This is a genomic window from Myxococcus sp. MH1 (genome assembly GCF_059738865.1).
This window is the reverse complement of record NZ_AP026947.1, coordinates 3,155,736-3,173,649: the sequence shown is the minus strand read 5'-3', so window position 1 is coordinate 3,173,649 and position 17,914 is coordinate 3,155,736. Positions and strand designations below refer to the sequence as shown.

The window sequence follows — 17,914 nt, the reverse complement described above, 5'->3', positions numbered from 1 at the left end:
GCCGAGGGGCTACACCCGTCCCGACATTCCTTTCTGGCGACCATCGAGGAAGGGCTTGAGCACCGGGCCCAGATGTCCCAGCACACTGAAGCGCAGCCCCTCGACCTCGACGTAGACCTGACGCGTCCGGGGGTGGAAGGCCACGACGCGAAGCCTGGCGATTCCATCCTGCATCCCCAGGTACGTGCTGAGGACGGCGACCTCCTCACCCTGTGGGAGCGGAGCATGGAGCCGCAGGCTGTCGGCCCCCTCCGGGAGCACGAGCGACTCCAGCGAGTAGTACGCCGTCATCCCCGCCGCGTGGTTGATGGCATCGAGCGCGAGCGGTGACACCCGCAGGCGCGGTGTGCTCGTGAACGAGAAGAGGTCGCGCGTCCCCATCTCCTTCACCCACGCCGCTTGCTGCGTGGCCGACACGAACCGGAGCTGACGGCAGCCCTGCATGCGAGGCCCCAGGTAGGCCTCCTCGCCCTGGTTGTAGAATGGACCGAAGTCCTGACGTCCCTCCGCCGTGAAGAGCGCCGCCGTGCTGGCCTCCACCGTCACGTCGCCCCCGTCCTGCCGCGCGCCGAGCAGCACCGTCCCCGTGTAGAGCTTGCGTCGCAGGGGCGGCAGGTCCGCGCGCGGCCGCAGCTCCATGTCCACCTGCACCGTCACCGCCACGCGTCCGAGCGCATCCGCGCCCCCTGCCCGCGCATCGACGAGCAGCCGCGTGCTCCGGCCCTCCCACACCTTCGCGGCCTGGTGGTAGCGGACCGACTCCAGTCCCCTCACCTGGAGCCCTGGCCTCAGCAACAAGGCCGCCTCGGCCATCAGCTCCATTCCGAAGGTGCCCGGCAGCACGGCGACGCCATTCACCTTGTGCTCGCGAAGGTACGGGTCCGTCTCCAGACGCAGCTCACGCAGCGCGGTCAGCGACGTCTGGGTGCGCTCCAGCACGGCGCCCACCATCGGGAAGGTCTCGGGGCTCAGCGCCTCGTCGTCCTGGCGCCCCCGGTACTCCTCCACCACGAGGTGGTAGTTCGTGCCGCCCATGCCGAAGGCGCTGACGCCCGCCCGACGCGGCCCTCCATCCGCGGGAGGAGCCCAGGCGCGAGGCTCGGTGATGACCTCGAACGGCACCGTGTCCCAGGCGATGTCCGGGTTGGGGCGCTCACAGTGGAGCTGCGGCGGCATCACCTTGTGCTCCAGGCTCTTCAAGACCTTGACCAGGTTGATGACCCCCGCGGCCGAGTGCAGATGGCCAATCATCGACTTCACCGAGCCGATGCCCACCGAGCCCGGCGCGCGCCCCTGCATCACCTGCGAGTAGGTGGAGATCTCCGTGAAGTCCCCCACCGGCGTCGCCGTGCCGTGGCACTCGATGTACTGGATGGACGCAGGGGAGACGTCGGCGCGCTCCAGCGCACGGCGGACCGCCAGCTCCTGGCCCACGGGGTTGGGCGCGAGCAGCGACTTGCCCTTGCCGTCGCTGGAGGAGCCGATGCCCTTGATGAGCCCGAGGATGGTGTCCCCATCCCGCTCCGCGTCCTTCAGTCGCTTGAGCACGACGACGCCCGCGCCCTCACCCGGGATGAAGCCGGACGCGTCCGCGTCGAAGGGACGGCTCCCGGTTCCACTCATGCCCCGGAAGGTGCAGTTGATGGCATACAGCTCCGGCGCCAGGTCCGCGAAGGAGCCGCCCGCGAGCACGACGTCGGCCAGCTCCAACTGGAGGTTCGCCACCCCCGCCTCGATGGCCGCCAGCGAGGACGCGCAGGTGCTCTCGTAGATGCCGGTGGCGCCCTTGAACCCATACACATGGGCGATGAGCGTGGCCTCCGAGCTGCCCGCGTATCCCGCGTGCGTATACGGCGTCATGGGCGCCATGTGCGCCTTGAAGTTCCCCTCCGCGCGACGGGCGAGCCCATCGACGGCGCCAGCGGCCAGCCCGCTCTCCTCGAGCACGCGGCGGAACAACCCATCCATCTCCGTGTAGGCGATGCGCAGCTCCACCTCGCGCTCGCGCAGGCGGCCCGGCATGTCCGCCATGAAGACGGCCGTCCTCTTCGGGGCCTTCTGGGGCGCCGTCGTCTTGCGGAGCGCCTCCGCCGCGGCCGTCAGCGCGAAGACGTGTGAGCGGTCCAGCTGGACGGCCAGCGTCGGCGGGATGAGGAACGCCTTCTCGTCGAAGGTGAAGTCCTCGACGAAGCCGCCGAGCGGGCAATAGATCTTCCCTGTCACGCCCTCCGGTCCGAAGTACCGGTCGATGTCGAAGCGCTCCTTCGGAATCCGGATGATGGAGTCCTGCTTCGCCATCACGTTCTCGAAGAACGTGTCGCTGTCGCGCGCACCGGGCGCGAGGGCGCCGTACGCGACGACGGCGACGGGCTCCCGCTTCGGCGGAGGACCGAGGCTCGCGACGAGCTGGGCGTGGTACTCGGGCAGGTACTCCTCCAGTGTGAGGTGGTAGGCCTGTCCTCCCATCGCCAGGGAGTTGATTCCGGCGCGACGCGGGACTCCGCCGGCGGGCGCCTCCCACGGCGCGGGCCGCGAGCGCACCTGGAACGGCGCGCCCTCCACGCGCAGCTCGTCCCGGAGCTCGCGCACGTGCGCCTGGGCCGGCAGCGTCTGGTGCTTGAGCGCCATCAACGTGCGGACGATGCCGGGCAGCGTGGAGGCCGACAGCAGGTAGCCCACCATGTTCTTCGTCGACCCCAGCGTGAGTCCACCCGGCGCATGGCCGCTGAACACCTTGCCCATGGCGGTCAGCTCGGAGGCCTCCAGGAACTCCACGCCGTTGGCGTGGCACTCCAGGTACTGCACGGACTCGGGCGCGTACCCCGCGAGTTCATAGGCGCGCTGGGCCGCGGTGACCTGCGCCTCCACGGGCGGGCTGATCAACGCGCCCCGGCGGCCGTCGTTCGCGCCGCTGATTCCGCGGATGACGCCGAGGATGGAGTCGCCCTGCTTGAGCGCATCATCCAGACGCCGCAGCACGAAGAAGCCCGTGCCCTCGCCCAGCAGCGTCCCGGAGGCGTTGGCGTCGAAGGGCCGGGGCTGCGCCTCGCGGGTGAGCAGGCGCATGCGCTCGAAGGTGACGAAGGGCGCGGGCGTCAGGTACGGGCTGGTGCCGCCCACCAGCGCGACGTCGTAGTCCCCCAGCGAGAGCCCGTTGACCGCGCTCTCCAACCCCAGGAGCACGGACGAGCACGCCGAGTTCACCACGAAGTGCGGGCCCTTCAAGTCGAACAGCGAGCAGGCGCGCCCCAGGGCCAGGCTCATGCCCGACACGGTGCCTCGGGTGAACTCGCGGTGGCTGACCTCGCGGAACGTCTTCTCCGAGGACTCCAGGATGCGACGGCGCGCCTCCTCGGGGAGCCCGGAGTCCTCGACGGCCTTCTGGATGGCCTCCATCAACTGCGGCAGGTGCCAGAGGAACGGATGGGTGATGCGCGAGTCGTAGCCCATCTCCGAACCACCCATGATGACGGCGGTCCGCTCCCGGGCGAACTCACGCTCCAGCAGGCGCGCATCCGCCAGCGCGCGACGGATGGCCTCCACGGTGTACAGCTCGCACCGGTGCAGCTCGTCGAGCATCTTCGGCCCGACCTTGTACTCACGCCAGGGCAGCTCCAGCTCGCCGAAGAAGGACGCCCTCCAGACCTCGCCCTTCTCCGTGTCGGACGCGTCCTGGCTGTAGAAGCTCTCCCACCGGAAGCGCGACTCGGGCACCTGCGCGAACCGGGGCGTCCCGGCGACGATGTATTGCCAGAGCTGCTCGGGCGTTTCGGTCCCCGCCACCATGCACGAGGCCCCGATGATGGCGATGGGCGTGGACTTCCGGTTGGCGGACTGCGGATGCGAAGTCATCTCACGGACTCGTTGAGCAAGCGGTGGACATCACTGAACGCCAGGAGGCGATGGAAGCGCGCGACTTCACCCGTCGAGGCCGGGTGCCCCAGTCGGACCACGTCCGGAAGCGCCTGGAGACATGCCCCGAGCGTCTCGCCAGTGCCGGCCTCGAGGAAGACCCGGACGCCGTCGTCGTGGAGGCGGCGCACGTGCGGGCCCAAGCGGGACGGCTGCGTGTCCAGCAGGGCGAGGTGCCGCGCGAGGAACGCCTCGGGCAGCGGTGCCTCGTAGTACCGACCATGGATGGCGGAGAGCACCGCGACCTCGGGAGCCCTCCACGTGAAGCGGGTCAGCTCCGAGCGGAGCTGCGGGAGGCCCTCGATGGCGTGGGCGGACGCGCCGAGGCTGGAGCGCAGACGCAGCGCGCTCAGCGCGTCCTTCGCGGAGAGCATCCCGCTCGCGACCAGCGCGCTGTACTCGCCCGTCCCCTCCCCCAGCAGGACATCGACACGCAGTCCGTAACAGCGCAGGAGGCGGTAGTACGCCACGCCCGCGAGCACCTCGGCCACGTCGGCGACGAAGGCGTCTTCGGCCCGCGAGGCCGCGTGGAGAGGCTGCCCCGTCAGCGACTCGAAGGCGGAGCCGACCTCCGTGAGCGTCTGCTTCACGGAAGCAAACCGCGCGGACAGCTCGCGCAGCATCGCCGCACTGCGTGCGCCTCGATGAGGAAACACCCACGCGACCCGACGCGCGAGCAGCCCGTCCCGCGGACGCGGCATCGACTCGCGCGGGGAGAACTCCTCCACCACGGCGTGGTAGCTGGTGCCTCCCAGGCCCAGCGAGGTGACCCCGGCGCGACGCGGCCCCTCGTCCGAGGCCGCCCAGGGCTCGATGTCCGTCGGCACCCGGAAGGGCAGCTCCCGCCAGGGGATGGCCGGGTTGGGCGTCGCGAAGCCCACGTTGGGTGGGACCTGTCCACGGTGCAGCGCGAGCGCGACCTTGAGCAGCGACACCGCGCCGGCCCCCGAGTTCAGGTGGCCCAGGTTTGACTTGATGGAGCCCAGCAGCACCGGCCCCCCGACGCGTCCCTGTCCGTAGACGGCGCGGTACGTCTCCACCTCGACGGGGTCTCCCACGGGTGTCCCCGTGCCGTGGCCCTCCAGGTACTGGAGCTCGTCCGGCGAGACGCCCGCCTTCTCCACGGCCCGGCGCACGGCCTGGACCTGTCCCTCCGAGGACGGCGCCCAGATGGAGGCGCTCTTCGGGTCCGTCGCTCCCGCCACCGCGCGAATCACGGCATAGACGCGGTCCCCAGCGGCCTCCGCGTCGGAGAGCCGCTTCAGCGCGAGCATCGCGGCGCCCTCGCTCGTCACGTAGCCATCCGCGCGCGCATCGAAGGGGAACGAGCCGCTCTGGGACAGTCCTCCGAATGAGCACCACTGGACCAGCCCATCCACCCCGAGCGACGCATACATGCCGCCCGCGAGCACCAGGTCACACTCCCCCGTGCTCAGCCACTGAGCGCCCAGCTCCACCGCCGCGAGGCTCGAGGCACACGCGGACTCCACCATCATCGCCGGGCCCTGGAAGTCCAGGTGGTGCGCGACGCGTCCCACCGCGAGGCTGCCCAGGTAACCGGGCAGCGTCTGGTCGGTGATGGGGGGCAGGTCCTTCTTGTAGTCCCGCTCCACCTCGCCCCGGATGAGCGCAGCCGTCGCGTCGTCGACGCCGCGCTGGCGCAGATGCTCGGCCAGGCGTCCGTCGAACTCGGCGTGGTACACGCGCGCCTGCGTCTGGAACTCGCGCTCCAGGGGAGGCATGTAGCCCATCGCGAGACCCACGCGCTTCGCGTCGACCGTCCCCGAGTCCTGGAGCGCCTGCAGCGCGGCCCGCATCGTCCAGCTCTGCCCCCGGTCGATCTGCGCCGCGACCTCGTCGGGGATGCGGACCTGTTCCTGGGGCCAGCTCCCGTCGACGATGGTGCCCACGAGGTTCGTGTAGGGCCGGGCCTTGCTCTTGCGCGTGGGGTCCAGGTAGCGCGCGGTCTCCGCCCGCTCCGGCGGCATGGCGCCAATCGCGCAGTGCTTCGCCAGCAGGTTGCTCCACAGCTGCTCCACGTTCGCGGCGCCAGGGAACACACCGCCCAGGCCCACGATGGCCACCGGCTCGGAGGGCCGAGGAGGCGGCAGCGTGCGCGCCAGTCTCGAGTGGGTCTCGGAGGAGAACTCCTCGAGCGTCAGGTGGAAGCTCAGCCCGCCGAAGCCGAACGCGCTGACGGAGGCCCGCCGCAGTCCGCCCGCTACCGCCGGCCAGGGCGTGCCCTGCTTCGCGAAGTAGAAGGGAGTGCCTTCCAGCGAGATTCCTTCCGCGCCCGCCTCGAAGGAGCGCTGCGCAGGCAGCACCTGACGGCTCAGCGCCAGCGTGGCCTTGAGCAGCCCCGCCGCACCCGAAGCTGCCTGGAGGTGGCCCGTCAGCTCCTTGACCCCTCCCAGCATGACGGGAGCGGCACCCGCTTCCTCTCTCCAGAGCGTGCGCAGGCTCTGGAACTCCGTCGCGTCCTCGCTGGGAATCCCCGCCGCATGGCACTCGACGTATTGCACGTCACGAGGCCCGTACCCCGCCTGGGCGTAGGCCCGGCGCATCGCGAGCACCTGCCCCTTCGACTCCGGCACCACCAGCGATGGGCCCTGTCCCTCCGAGGCCGCGCCGATGCCGCGGATGACCGCGTGGACCTTCGCCTCCGCCGACACCGCGTCGTCCAGGCGGCGCAGGACGAACACCCCGACGCCCTCGCCCAGCAGCGTGCCGCTCGAACGACGGTCGAACGGCGCCAGCACGGTCGTGCCCAGACCGCCCAGCTTGCTGAACGCGACCAGGTCATGCGGCGTCAGCAGCTGGCTGCATCCCGCCACCACCACCGCGTCACAGTCACCGGCGTTGAGCTGCAGACTGGCGCTCTGGAGCGCCGCGAGCGAGGAGGCATACCCCGCGTCCACGGCGAAGTGCGGGCCACGCAGGTCGAAGAGCTTGGCGGCCCTCCCTGCCCAGATGCTGCTGAAGGACGCGGTCGCCTCCGTCTCACTGGTGCCGGCCAGCTCCGCGTCGAGCTGCCGGGTGAGCACCTCCGCGAGCTCGGAAGCGAGCCCCGGGTGACGCGCGCTCAACGTCGTCGACGCAGCCAGCGAGCGCAGCATGTCCACCAGCCGGGCCTGCACCCGCGAGCCCGGGCGAAGGCCACCGCCCAGAGAACCCAACACCAGGCCGATGCGCTCCGGAGCCACCGCGCCGAGCCCATCGCGCGCATCGTCGAGCGCCTGCGCCGTGGCCTCGATGAACGCCAGCTGCATCCGGTGCATGTCCCGGAGCACCTTGGGCGGAATCCGGTACTTCTTCGCGTCCAGCCGGGGCTCCTCCACGAGCGCGCCGTGGAGGCTGTGCGTGCGGTCCGGGGCCGAGCGCTCGGCCGCGAAGTACCACTCCGACGGGAACTCCCGAGCGTCCAGCGGGCCCAGCGCCGAGGCCCCCGTCATCACCTGCGTCCAGAAGGACTCGACGTCGTTCGCGCGCGGGAGGACACAGCCGACTCCCACGATGGCGACAGGTCTGAAGCGAGGGGCGCTCATGGCACCTCCCGCACGGAGAACCCGCGGAAGAGCGCGACCCGTCGTCCCTGCTCGTCCCACGCGACGACGTGGAAGGTCTGCAGGTCATCGTGGGCCGAGGTCCTCCGCGCGAACACCTGGACCTCTCCGCGCGGAATCGCGTGCAGTTCGCCGGACGCGAGCTCCAACGGGAGCACCGTCCGCTCGCGGCACAGCACCCCCAGCGAGAAGGCGACGTGCAGGATGGCGTTGAGCAGGGCCGCGGGCCAACCCGGCGCCCTCGGGTCCTCCTGCCAGCCGGACTTGGAGTGGCCCGGCGGCGCGACCACGGCGAGGAGCTGGTCTTGCGCGGGACGCCGATACCGCAGGCCCGCCAGGAACGTGGGCCCGTGCTGAATCTCACGAGGCAGCCGGTACAGCGCCTCGTAGCTCTCCGCACCCGTGAAGTCCAAAGGCCGGAAGCGCGCGGGCGATTCGGCGCGCTCCCCCATCCGCACCTCACCCGAGGCATGCGTCCTGTGGATGCGCGGGAAGCCCTCGCGAGGCGGCGCCATGCTGGAGGAGATGCCCACCGTGACGCGGTTCGCCTCCGCGGCCTCCGCCGTGACGGAGAACTGCAGCGCCCTTGTGTCCTTGAAGCGCGCGGCCTGCACGAAGCGCACGTCGCGCACGCCGAGCACCTGCCGCTCCGGTTGCATCCGGTGCGCCGCCTGCGTCATCAGCCCCACCAGATACGCGGCGGGGAACACCGGTGCGCCCTCGACGACATGGTCCAGGAGATAGGGGTCCGTGCGGATGTCGACCCCGCGCTCGAAGCGCCAGCTCCCGTCGGTGGCGCTCACCTCCCCCAGCGTCGGCCCCTGCGCGCTCATGTCGAGGCCGCTCCCGGGGCCAGCCGCCACCCCTGCCCCACCCGACGCCAGTCCTCGCGCGTGTCGTGGAGGACCGCCAGCGCATAGCCCTGCCCCGCCACGAGCACTCCGGAGACGGCCTGCTCCCGCCGCCCTGGGACGTCCAGATGGATGGAGCGGACGAGCGCATCCGCCCCGCCCGTCAGCGGCGCGAGCCGGAGCTCCTCCACCTCGGCCTCCCTCCAGCCGGAGAACGTCACCTGCTGCAGCGCCGCCCTCAGCCCTTGTCCCGTGCACTTCACCAGCGCCTCCTTGAGGCACCAGCCCAGGTTCCACAGCTCATCCGGCGACCGTTGCCAGAGCCGGGCCCGCGCCTCGAGCCACACGCGCTCATCCCGGATGAACACCTCGTCCTGGAACGCCGCGCCCCGAGGCACGACGCGCTCCAGGTCCAACCCCACGCGGCCATGGCTCGTCACCACCGCCATCGCGAGCTCGCGCGAGTGGGTGATGGACACGTCACACGCGGGCACGCCAGGGGGCAGCTGCGCCACGGGGCGCCCCTGCTCCGGCCCGGCCAGCATCTGCGTGAGGCCCACGTCCTGGGGTGACACGCCGTGTCCCTGCGCGTCCAGATGCGCGCACAGCGCCAGCTTCGCGGCGATGCGGCCCGCCAGGTGCGCCACGCGCCGCGCGAGCACCACATGCATCCCGCTCACCGCCAGCTCCGCCGGAGTGAGGACGCGGGAGATGAGCCCATCGGGCCGCGCGGGCCAGGCACGGCGCACGTGCGCCAGCGGCACCACCATCAACGTGACGCGCTGCCCACCCGGCAGCACCACGGCGACAGGGCCACTCGCGGGCTCCCAGTCGAGGTCAGGGAGTGTCACGGTACTCCTCGAGGATGAGGTGGTAGTTCGTGCCACCGAACCCGTACGCATTGACGGCCGCGCGTCGGGGCGCGTCGCCCACCTGCCAGGGGCTGGCGTCGCGAGCGAAGGACAAGGGCCCCTCGCACGAGGCCAGCCGCGCGTTCAGCTCGGCCCCCGTGAGGAGCGGAGGGAACACGCCTCGCTGGAGCGCGAGCACCGCGCGGAGGACACCTGCTCCAGCAGACGCGATGTAGGAATGTCCGATGTGCGGCTTGATGGCGCCAATCCGCACCGGCCGGGCCTCGCGGCCGTAGACCTCCACCAGCGCGCCCGCCTCGGGCAGGTCTCCCTCCAGCATCCCCGTCGCATGCGCCTCGACGTACTGGATGCTCTCCGCGCCGACGCCGCTGTCCCGCAGGGCCCGACGCATCGCCAGCGCCTGGCCGCGAGCCTGGCTCGCGAAGATGGACTTGCCGCGACCGTCGGTCGAACCACCGACGCCGCGAATCAAGGCGTGGATGCGGCCGCCGTCCCGCTTCGCATCCGAGAGCCGCTTCAGCACGAAGATGCCGCAGCCCTCGCCGTGCACGAACCCGTCCGCCTCTTGCGAGAACGGCCGCATCCGCCCCTTCGGGGAGATGGCGCCGACGAAGCACATGTTCACGCAGTAGGGCGCGGTGATCTGCGACCACACGCCGCCCACCACGGCCACGTCCCACCGGCCATCGCGCAGCCCCTGGATGGCCAGGCTCAGCGCGGTGAGCGTCGACGCACAGGCGGACTCCACCGTGAACGCGGGGCCTCGGACATCCAGGGCCCGGGCCACGCGGGTGGCCGGCGCGCTGTTGAGGATGCCCGGCAGCGAATCGGAGGAGATGGGCGGCTGCTGTCCCTGGAAGGCCTCGCGCGCCTGCGTGATGAAGCGCTCCACGCGGTCCGTGGGCAATCCCGAGCGCGACAGCACCTGTCGGTAGACGCCCGCGAGCTCCGGGAACGCCAGCCGCGTCTCCACGGCGATCTCCTGCAGGTTGCCCGGCGTGGTGGCCACGATGACGGCCGTGCGCTCCGAGGGCAACGCACGACCCGCGTCGGCGACAGCGGCCTTCGCGACCTCCAGCGTCCAGCGCTGCGCCGGGTCCATGCGCGCCACCGCGTTCGGAGGAATGCCGAACTCCGTGAAGCGGAACGACGCCTCCGCCACCAGCGCGGCCTTGGGCGAGTACACGCGGAAGAACGTCTCCCGACTCGTCCCACCCCAGGCCCGCGAGGCGTCGTGGTAGAGCGACACCGGCCAGCGCGACTCGGGGATGTCGCCCACCGCGCAGTGCCCCTTCAGCGCGTTCTCCCAGAGGACCTCGGGGCTCGGCGCGTCGGGGTATTTGCACGCGAATCCCACCATCGCGATGGGCTCCGCCGGAGGACGCGGCGCGCGGCCACGGACCTGGGGCGCCTGTGCGTCATATGCCTCCACCACCGCGTGCCACGCGACACCTCCGAAGCCCGCCGCATGGACGGCCGCCCGGCGTGGACCTCGCGTCAGCGCGGCCTGCTCCGTGAGGACCCGCGGCGACGTGCCACCTGGCGCGACGTCCGGATGGAGCGTCTGGAAGGAGCGCTGCGGAACGAGGGTCCGCTCACGCAAGCTCAACAGGACCTTGAGCATCGCGGCGAGGCTCGACGCCGTCTGCAGGTCCCCCACCGACTCGGAGATGGCGCCGAGCGACACACCGTTGGAGCCCCTGTATGCGTCCGACAGGCCCTCGACGAGGTGGGCATCCCACGAGGGGACACCCGTGGCGCCCGTCTCCACGAAGCAGACCGAGTCGGCCGCCACCGCCGCGCGGCGGAGCGCCTCTTCGGCCGCCCTGCGATGCGCCTGCGCGTCCGTGGCCGTCATCGAAGGGCCCGCGCCCCGGTTCACTCCGCCCACGCCTCGGAGCACGCCCTGGATGGGGTCACCATCCCTGCGCGCGACCTCCAGCGGCTTGAGCAGGAACATCACCGCGCCTTCTCCCAGCGCGGTGCCATCCGCCCGAGCGTCCAGCGGAAACACGCCGCGCTTCGACAGCCGGCGCAGCTTGTCGTGCAGCACATACTCCATGGGCGACAGTGCGGGGCTGGCCGCGCCCACCAGCGCCATGTCCCACTCCCCGCTCATCAGCCCCTGCACCGCCGTCTCCAGCGCGGCGAGCCCCGACGCGGCGTGGGCATCCACGCAGAAGTGCGGCCCGTGCAAGTCGAAGAGGCTGCACACGCGCCCCAGCACCGGGCTCATGAAGCCCCAGAACGCCCAGTCGTCCGAGCCGTCGATGTGCTGCCGGACGAGCTCCTCCTGGACCTGCCGAGCGACGAGTCCGGCCTGCTCCGGGGAGAGTTCCTTCCAGGCCTCCGTCTGGCTCGCGGCGCGCAGCAACTCGGGCAGCCGCCACTTGGTGTTGAAGCCCAGGTTGCTCTTGCGCCCCATGCCGCTGGAGCCGGCAATCACCGCGACCCGGTCCCGCGCGAACTCGCGCTCCGGGGTGTAGCCCGCGCTCGTCATCGCCTGGACGGCGGACTCCAGCACCATCATCTCGATGGTGTGCAGCAGGCGCGTCTCGATGGGCGGGACCTTGAACTTCTTCCAGTCGAATTTCAGCCCCTCGACGGGCGCGCCGAGGAAGGACGTCGTCCGGTCGACCGCGTTCGGGTCGTCGCTGCCATACGCGCTCCAGTCCCAGCGCGCGCCGGTGAGCGGCCGCACCGCCACGTGTCCCGCGAGGAGGTTCTGCCAGAACGTGGGCACGTCATGGGCGTCCGGGAGGACACACCCCATGCCGATGATGGCGATGGGCTCCTGCGCTTCAGCTGGCATGCGCGCGCACCTTCGGCTCGGAGGAATGCAGCCCACCGGAAGGGTCCAGGGACGTGCGCAGGTACACCTTCTGCTCGGGGGTGTACGCGTCCACGCTGATGGAGCAGTAGTCGTGCGCCTCCAGGCAGATGCGTCCCGCCTCGTCCCAGACGGTGAAGTCGTAGAACAGCAGCTCGCCCACCTCGCGGTTCAGCCGCGCGCGAACGCCGAGCCGCTCACCCGCCCCAGGCGTGCGCCCCAGCACCAGCCGGTGCACGCCCTTGGGGACCGGAGCCCGGAGGTTGTGGAGGATGCCCAGCGTCCCCGCGAGCTGGAAGCAACCGTCCAGGACGAAGGGGTCCAGCCAGAAGCGGGCCCTCGGCACGGAGGCGAAGTAGCCCGTCGGCTCGGGGACCCGCAGGCTCGCGACGGCGTCGCGCGGCCCGGGGTAGCTGATCCAATCCACGATGCGGAACGGCGCCCCGACGTGGAAGTAGGCGTCCTTCACGTAGGAGCGGCTGAAGGGCAGCTCCCCTTCCGCGCCGCGCGCCTTGGCGAAGCCGGGAGGAATCACCCGCGGGTGGCGAGCCCCCAGTCGCACCTGGGCGCGGTAGTGCAGCACGTCCGAGCGCAACACCGCGCCTCGGGGATTGAGCAGGTCCGCGTACGCACAGACCTCCCACACCTCGTCGCGGCGCACGGCCCGGACACAGGCCTCGGTCGGACGCTCGGGCCGGACGCGGATGAACTTCTCCAGCGACACGTCGCGCACTTCGCACACGTCGCCCTCACCCGCGACCGCGGCCACCTCCGCGAGCCACTCGATGGCCGCGGCGCCGGGCAACACGGGGATTCCGTTGACCCGATGCTCCTCCAGGTACACGTCCTCCTGGAGCGCGAACGTCCGAGCCCAGCAGCCCTGCTCCCGCGCGCTCCCGAGCATCGGGAAGCCGCCCTGCTCCCGAGCCTCGGGCGCGGCGCCCTGGAACAAGGGCCCCAGCTGCAAGCGTCGCCGCGTGGCCAGCGCGGCCGGGATGGCCCCCGCCGCGAAGTCCAGCGTCAGCGACTCCGGCTCGTACGCCATGCTCAGCGCGTTGTCCGCCCGGCAGATGGACTTCATCGACGGGGTGGCGCCCTCGCTGTCGCGCAGGAAGTCGACGGCGGTGTCGAGCGTGAGGTCTCCGCGCCGCTCACGGACCAGGTGCTCCAGGCGCCGATAGCGATGGAGCGAGTCCTCCTGCATGTCCTGGAGCATCTCCAGCGCCACGGCCTCGTGGCCCCGAGCCGCCTTGTGCGCGACGCGCAGGTGGTTGGTGGAGACGACGAAGTCCTGCTCCGGCGGCGCCGTGTACTGGCCGGAGTGCGCCCCCACCTGCTCCCAGACCATCGCCTGTCCCGAGCGATGGGTGAGCATCAGGTTCCAGCTCCCACCGCGCGCAGTCGCCTCCAGCACGGCGCGGGCCTCTTCGAGCGAGTGCGCGCGCGACAGCACCTCCCGGTTCTGGAACGTGAGCGGATAGAACACGCGCGGGTCCAGCGGCGCGACGGGGACGTTGACGCCCAGGCTCAAGCCCGCCGCGTTCATCCCCGAGCACACGCCCAGCGCCGCGGGCCAGAACGTGACGGACACGTACGGGATGCGCCCCTCCAGGCGGTACACGACACACGTGGGGCGCAGGAACTTCGCCAGCGACGGGTACGGCACATCCAGGTTGTGACCGTGGAGGACCTTCCCGCCCGTCGTCGCCCGCCCGAAGGCCGCGAACTGCGAGCAGCCGATGGGCGCGCCCGAGAGGATGTCGAGCACGAGCGTGTGGTAGAGGATGGTCTCCCTCGGGAAGCCGCTCGCGTCCGAGACGCCTCGGACCTCCTCGTGGATGTCCTCGGGCAACAGCGCCGCGAGCGCCGCCATGCGCTCCCGCATGGCCTGCTCCGTCACGCCAAGCTTCTCCAGCATGGGACGGATGGACTCGCCCTCGATGGAGACGGCGTGGGCGATCTCCTCCCGCATGAGGGCGCCGTACTGCCGGCCGACCTCATGGGGCCGGCCCGACAGCACCACCAACGGGAGGGATGCGGACGAATCAGATGGCATAGCGGGTTCCGCCAGCCTCCTTGCCGACGACGCGGAGCGCCTCCTTGTCGTGGCGGGGCAGGTTCAGCGTCTCGAAGGTGCGCTCGTCCGCGATGACGACCTCGCCCGCCGAGCCGCCGTACAGCAGCTCCCCGACGAACCAGTACGCGCCCTCGTCGACGTGGATGACGCAGATGCCCATGGCGCGCAGGCGCTCCAGGTAGTCCGCGTTGTTCTCCACGATTCCGGCGCCCACCCACACCGGCCAGTCGACCGTCACGCTCCGCACGCCGGGCCGCAGCGTGGAGTAGACGAGCCCCGCCTTGGCGACGAGGTAGTTGGCCAGCGAGTAGTCCGTCTGCCCCTTGTTGCCGTAGCGACCGCTGCCCGAGCCGAAGTTGATGAAGAACTGGAGGTCGTCGTTCCAGGTCTCCTGCGCGAGCACCTGCCACAGGTGCGCCTTCGACGCGAGCGTCCGGACGAACGCGTCCGAGGACTTCATCGGCAGGCTCTTGGACTCCTCGATGGTGGCGCCGTGGACGATACCGTCGATGCGGCCGTGCTCGCGGCGCACGTCGGCCAGCAGGGCCCGCACCGCGCCCACGTCGGTCATGTCGCAGACCTTGTACTCGAGCGAGATGCCCTGGCTCCGGCAGTCCTCGAGGTTGCGGTGCAGTTCGCGCCGGTTGGCGATGTCGGAGTCGAAGACGCGCCGCGCCTGCACCGGCGTCTTCCCCGGGTGCTCCGCGAGGTAGCGCTTGATGAAGGACATCCGATAGGCGGGCAGCTCCGCCTCGGGCACCTTCAGCCACTCCTCGCTGCCGCTCGGCGGCACGGTGCGGCCCGTGATGATGACGCGGGCGCCGGTGGACTTCGCGAGCAGCTTCGCGCACGGGTAGACGACGCCGCGGCCTCCACCCGAGACGACCACCACCGAGCCGGGCCGGAGCGACACCGGCGCGGACGCCTTCGGGAAGGACGTCTCGATGTCACGGAAGACGTAGCGACGGCCGCCGGTGTAGCCGACCTCGACATCGAGGTCCGCGCTGACCAGCTCGTTCCAGACCTGCCGCGCCCACTGCGACGCGTCCTGGCCATCCAGGTCCACGACCTTGCAGCGCGAGCCGGGCAGCTCCCGCCGCAGGCACTTGACGAAGCCGCCCGCCGCGCCGGCCAGCGGGATGCGGCCCTGCGCATTGGCGTGACCGAAGAGGCCTCCGCCCGCCGTGGCCACCAGGTACCAGCCGCCCCCGGGCAGCGCGCCGATGCGGTCGTAGACGGCGAGCGCGCTCTGGTACAGCCCCAGGGAGAAGGTGTTGACGGTGGACGCCCAGGCAGAGGCCTCCTGCTCGTCCAGCTTCGCGGTGGGCGCCGTGGTGTGCAGGAGGATGAGGCCATCCAGCGGCTGCTTCTCCTGGAGCTCCTTCAGCGCGCGGCCGGCGCTCTCGGGGTGACGCCAGTCCAGGGACACGCCCTGCTCCGGCGCGGGGCCGGAGGACAGGATGACGACCCGCGCGCCCGCGGCTTCCAGCATCTGCGCCAGGGCCTTGTAGGCGCCATGCGCGTCCGTGGAGATGCCGAGCGTCTTGCCCTTCAGGTGCGCGACGCTCGGGGCATCGACCTGCGGGGCCAGCTCCACGGGGTGGACCTCGTAGCGCTTGCCCGCGAGCTGGGCGGGCGCCGACACCGACTGCGACGCGGACTTCAGGCGCCCCTCGAGGTGCTCGGCCAGTCGCCGCAGCGACGCGGTGTCCCCGCGCGCCTCGCAGCGGGCGATGAAGCGACGGACGTCATCCAGACCGAGCGTGCCCTGCTTCGCGGCGGGAGCCGCCTCCGATAACGCGGGCGCCACCACGGCGTTGGCGACCAGGTACTCCGACATCTTCCGCACGGTGTTGTAGTTGCGGACCCGGAACTTCTCGTTGCGCGCCACGCCGAACTTCTCGCGGGCCATGGCGAACGCTTCAATCTGCGTGACGGTGTCCACGCCCAGGTCGACCTCCAGGTCGAGGTCGGGCTGGATGAGCTCGATGTTGTAGCCCGTCTTCCCCTGGAGCACTGAGACCAGGAAGGACTGCACCTCCTGCACCGTGAGGCCCGGGGTGGGAGCAGCGGTCGCCACGGGAGCCTGGGGCGCGGGGGCCGCCGCGGCGGGCGCCCTGCTCGTCAGGTACTCCACCATCTTCCGCAGCGTGTTGTGGTCCCGCAGCCGGAAGTTCTCGTCCTTCTCCACGTTCAGGTACACCCTCGCCATCGCGAAGGCCTCCACCTGTTTCACCGTGTCGATGCCCAGGTCCGCCTCGAGGTCCAGCTCCGCCTCGAGCATCTCCGCCGGGTATCCCGTCCGCTCCACCAACGCACCCACCAGCAGCTTCATCACCGAGTCAGCATCCACGGTGCTCGCCTTCGGCGCCGGAGACGCCACCGGCTGGGACACGGCGGAAGCGGACGCAGCGACCACGGGCGCTCGCGCAGCCTCGGTCACGAAGGCGGAGGGCTTCACGTCCTCGGTCGACGACCTCGCAGCCTGCACCGGCGGCGATGAGCCGACGGATTCCCCCCACGCGGCGCGCGGCGCCCCGGAGACGGACGCAGCGGGCGACCGCGAGGCGTCGGGCGAAGCCTTCGCGGCTTCTCCCACCGGCGCGGAGGCCGCCCCCGTGGAGGCAGCGGGCACCCGCGAGGTGTCGGACGAAGCCTTGAGGGTCCCGCCCTCCAGCGCGGATGCCGTCACGGTGGAGGCCACGGAGGACCGCGAGGAATCAGGCGAAGCCTTCGCGGCTTCTCCCACCGGCGCGGGTGGCACCACGACGGAAGCACTCGTCGCGACAGGCGTGGTCTTCGCAGGCACAGGCCCCGCGACCGCGGCGGCCCTGCCCGCCAGGTACTCCGCCATCTTCTGCAGCGTGTTGTAGTGACGCACGCGGAACTTGTCGTCCCGCTCCACCCCGTAGGTCATGCGCGCGTGGGCGAAGACCTCGACCTGGGTGATGGTGTCGATGCCCAGGTCCACCTCCAGGTCCAGCTGCGGCTGGAGGATGTCCAGGCTGTAGCCCGTCTTCGCCGCCATCGCGTCCCGCAGCAGCAGAAGGATGGCGTCGGCGCTCGGCGCGCTCGACACCGGAGCCACGGGAGCCTGGGGCGCGGGGGCCGCCGCGGTGGGCGCCCTGCTCGTCAGGTACTCCACCATCTTCCGCAGCGTGTTGTGGTCCCGCAGCCGGAAGTTCTCGTCCTTCTCCACGTTCAGGTACACCCTCGCCATCGCGAAGGCCTCCACCTGCTTCACCGTGTCGATGCCCAGGTCCGCCTCGAGGTCCAGCTCCGCCTCCAGCATCTCCGCCGGGTACCCCGTCCTCTCCACCAACGCACCCACCAGCAGCTTCATCACCGCCTCACCATCCACTCCGCCCGCCTGCTTCACGGGCTCGGCGGCGGCGATGGCGAGCGCGGGACGCGCGGACGCGGCATCGAGCCGGGCGAGCGCCCCTCGCGTCTCCACGAGGACCGTCTCCAGGACGGGCCGGTCGCTTCGAGCCGCGCAGTCATCGACGAAGGCCAGCACCTGCTCCAACGAGACTTCCACGTCCCTCTCCACGGTCGTTCCTTTGTCCAGGTGCTTCGAGAGTCCCTTGGCGAGCAGCGCCACCGTCGTGCCGTCCACGCGCGCGCCGACCGGGACCTGCAACTTGCGCTCGACGGAGGACACCGCGTCCTGGACCTCCGAGGGCGTCAGCCCGAGGTCCTCCACGAGTCCGACATGGGGCGCGAAGAGCTCCGGCACATACCCGGTCCTCTCCACCAACGCGGCCACGAGCTGCTGTTGAACTGCTTCCTGATGGGAGACGTTCATC

General features: G+C 71.1%; 7 protein-coding genes. All 7 read right to left on the bottom strand.

Features of this window, described 5'->3' with window-relative positions:
- Positions 1-9: 9 nt before the first annotated feature.
- The 7 genes from AC6JA9_RS12925 to AC6JA9_RS12895 are packed head-to-tail and all read right to left on the bottom strand — an operon-like array spanning position 10 to position 17,913.
- Entirely contained in the window at positions 10-3,852 is a 3,843-nt protein-coding gene (locus AC6JA9_RS12925) for a polyketide synthase family protein (protein WP_497959815.1), read from the bottom strand.
- Positions 3,849-7,457, bottom strand: a complete 3,609-nt coding sequence (locus AC6JA9_RS12920) for a beta-ketoacyl synthase N-terminal-like domain-containing protein (protein ID WP_497959813.1) — start codon at positions 7,455-7,457, stop codon at positions 3,849-3,851. Before AC6JA9_RS12920 ends, AC6JA9_RS12925 begins: the two co-directional genes overlap by 4 nt.
- The gene (locus AC6JA9_RS12915) at positions 7,454-8,308 is read right to left on the bottom strand and encodes a polyketide synthase dehydratase domain-containing protein (RefSeq protein WP_223748860.1); all 855 of its coding nucleotides are present in this window, start codon (positions 8,306-8,308) and stop codon (positions 7,454-7,456) included. The genes AC6JA9_RS12920 and AC6JA9_RS12915 overlap by 4 nt, the downstream gene beginning before the upstream one ends.
- Positions 8,305-9,177 carry a 4'-phosphopantetheinyl transferase family protein gene (locus AC6JA9_RS12910; RefSeq protein WP_223748859.1) on the bottom strand — a complete coding sequence of 291 codons (873 nt, stop codon included), beginning with the start codon at positions 9,175-9,177 and terminating at the stop codon, positions 8,305-8,307. The genes AC6JA9_RS12915 and AC6JA9_RS12910 overlap by 4 nt, the downstream gene beginning before the upstream one ends.
- A complete protein-coding gene (locus AC6JA9_RS12905; RefSeq protein ID WP_497959812.1) occupies positions 9,164-12,010 on the bottom strand; it encodes a beta-ketoacyl [acyl carrier protein] synthase domain-containing protein in 2,847 nt (948 codons plus the stop codon). The genes AC6JA9_RS12910 and AC6JA9_RS12905 overlap by 14 nt, the downstream gene beginning before the upstream one ends.
- Positions 12,000-14,084 (bottom strand): C45 family autoproteolytic acyltransferase/hydrolase, encoded by a 2,085-nt coding sequence (locus AC6JA9_RS12900; protein ID WP_223785252.1) that lies wholly within the window; start codon positions 14,082-14,084, stop codon positions 12,000-12,002. Before AC6JA9_RS12900 ends, AC6JA9_RS12905 begins: the two co-directional genes overlap by 11 nt.
- The gene (locus AC6JA9_RS12895; RefSeq protein WP_497959811.1) at positions 14,074-17,913 is read right to left on the bottom strand and encodes a KR domain-containing protein; all 3,840 of its coding nucleotides are present in this window, start codon (positions 17,911-17,913) and stop codon (positions 14,074-14,076) included. Before AC6JA9_RS12895 ends, AC6JA9_RS12900 begins: the two co-directional genes overlap by 11 nt.
- Between the last annotated feature and the right edge of the window lies 1 nt (position 17,914).

Bases quoted from the DNA above. Each gene is read 5' to 3' on its own strand.
- AC6JA9_RS12925 (WP_497959815.1), bottom strand. From the start codon at position 3,852: ATGACTTCGCATCCGCAGTCCGCCAACCGGAAGTCCACGCCCATCGCC.
- AC6JA9_RS12920 (WP_497959813.1), bottom strand. From the start codon at position 7,457: ATGAGCGCCCCTCGCTTCAGACCTGTCGCCATCGTGGGAGTCGGCTGT.
- AC6JA9_RS12915 (WP_223748860.1), bottom strand. From the start codon at position 8,308: ATGAGCGCGCAGGGGCCGACGCTGGGGGAGGTGAGCGCCACCGACGGG.
- AC6JA9_RS12905 (WP_497959812.1), bottom strand. From the start codon at position 12,010: ATGCCAGCTGAAGCGCAGGAGCCCATCGCCATCATCGGCATGGGGTGT.
- AC6JA9_RS12900 (WP_223785252.1), bottom strand. From the start codon at position 14,084: ATGCCATCTGATTCGTCCGCATCCCTCCCGTTGGTGGTGCTGTCGGGC.
- AC6JA9_RS12895 (WP_497959811.1), bottom strand. From the start codon at position 17,913: ATGAACGTCTCCCATCAGGAAGCAGTTCAACAGCAGCTCGTGGCCGCG.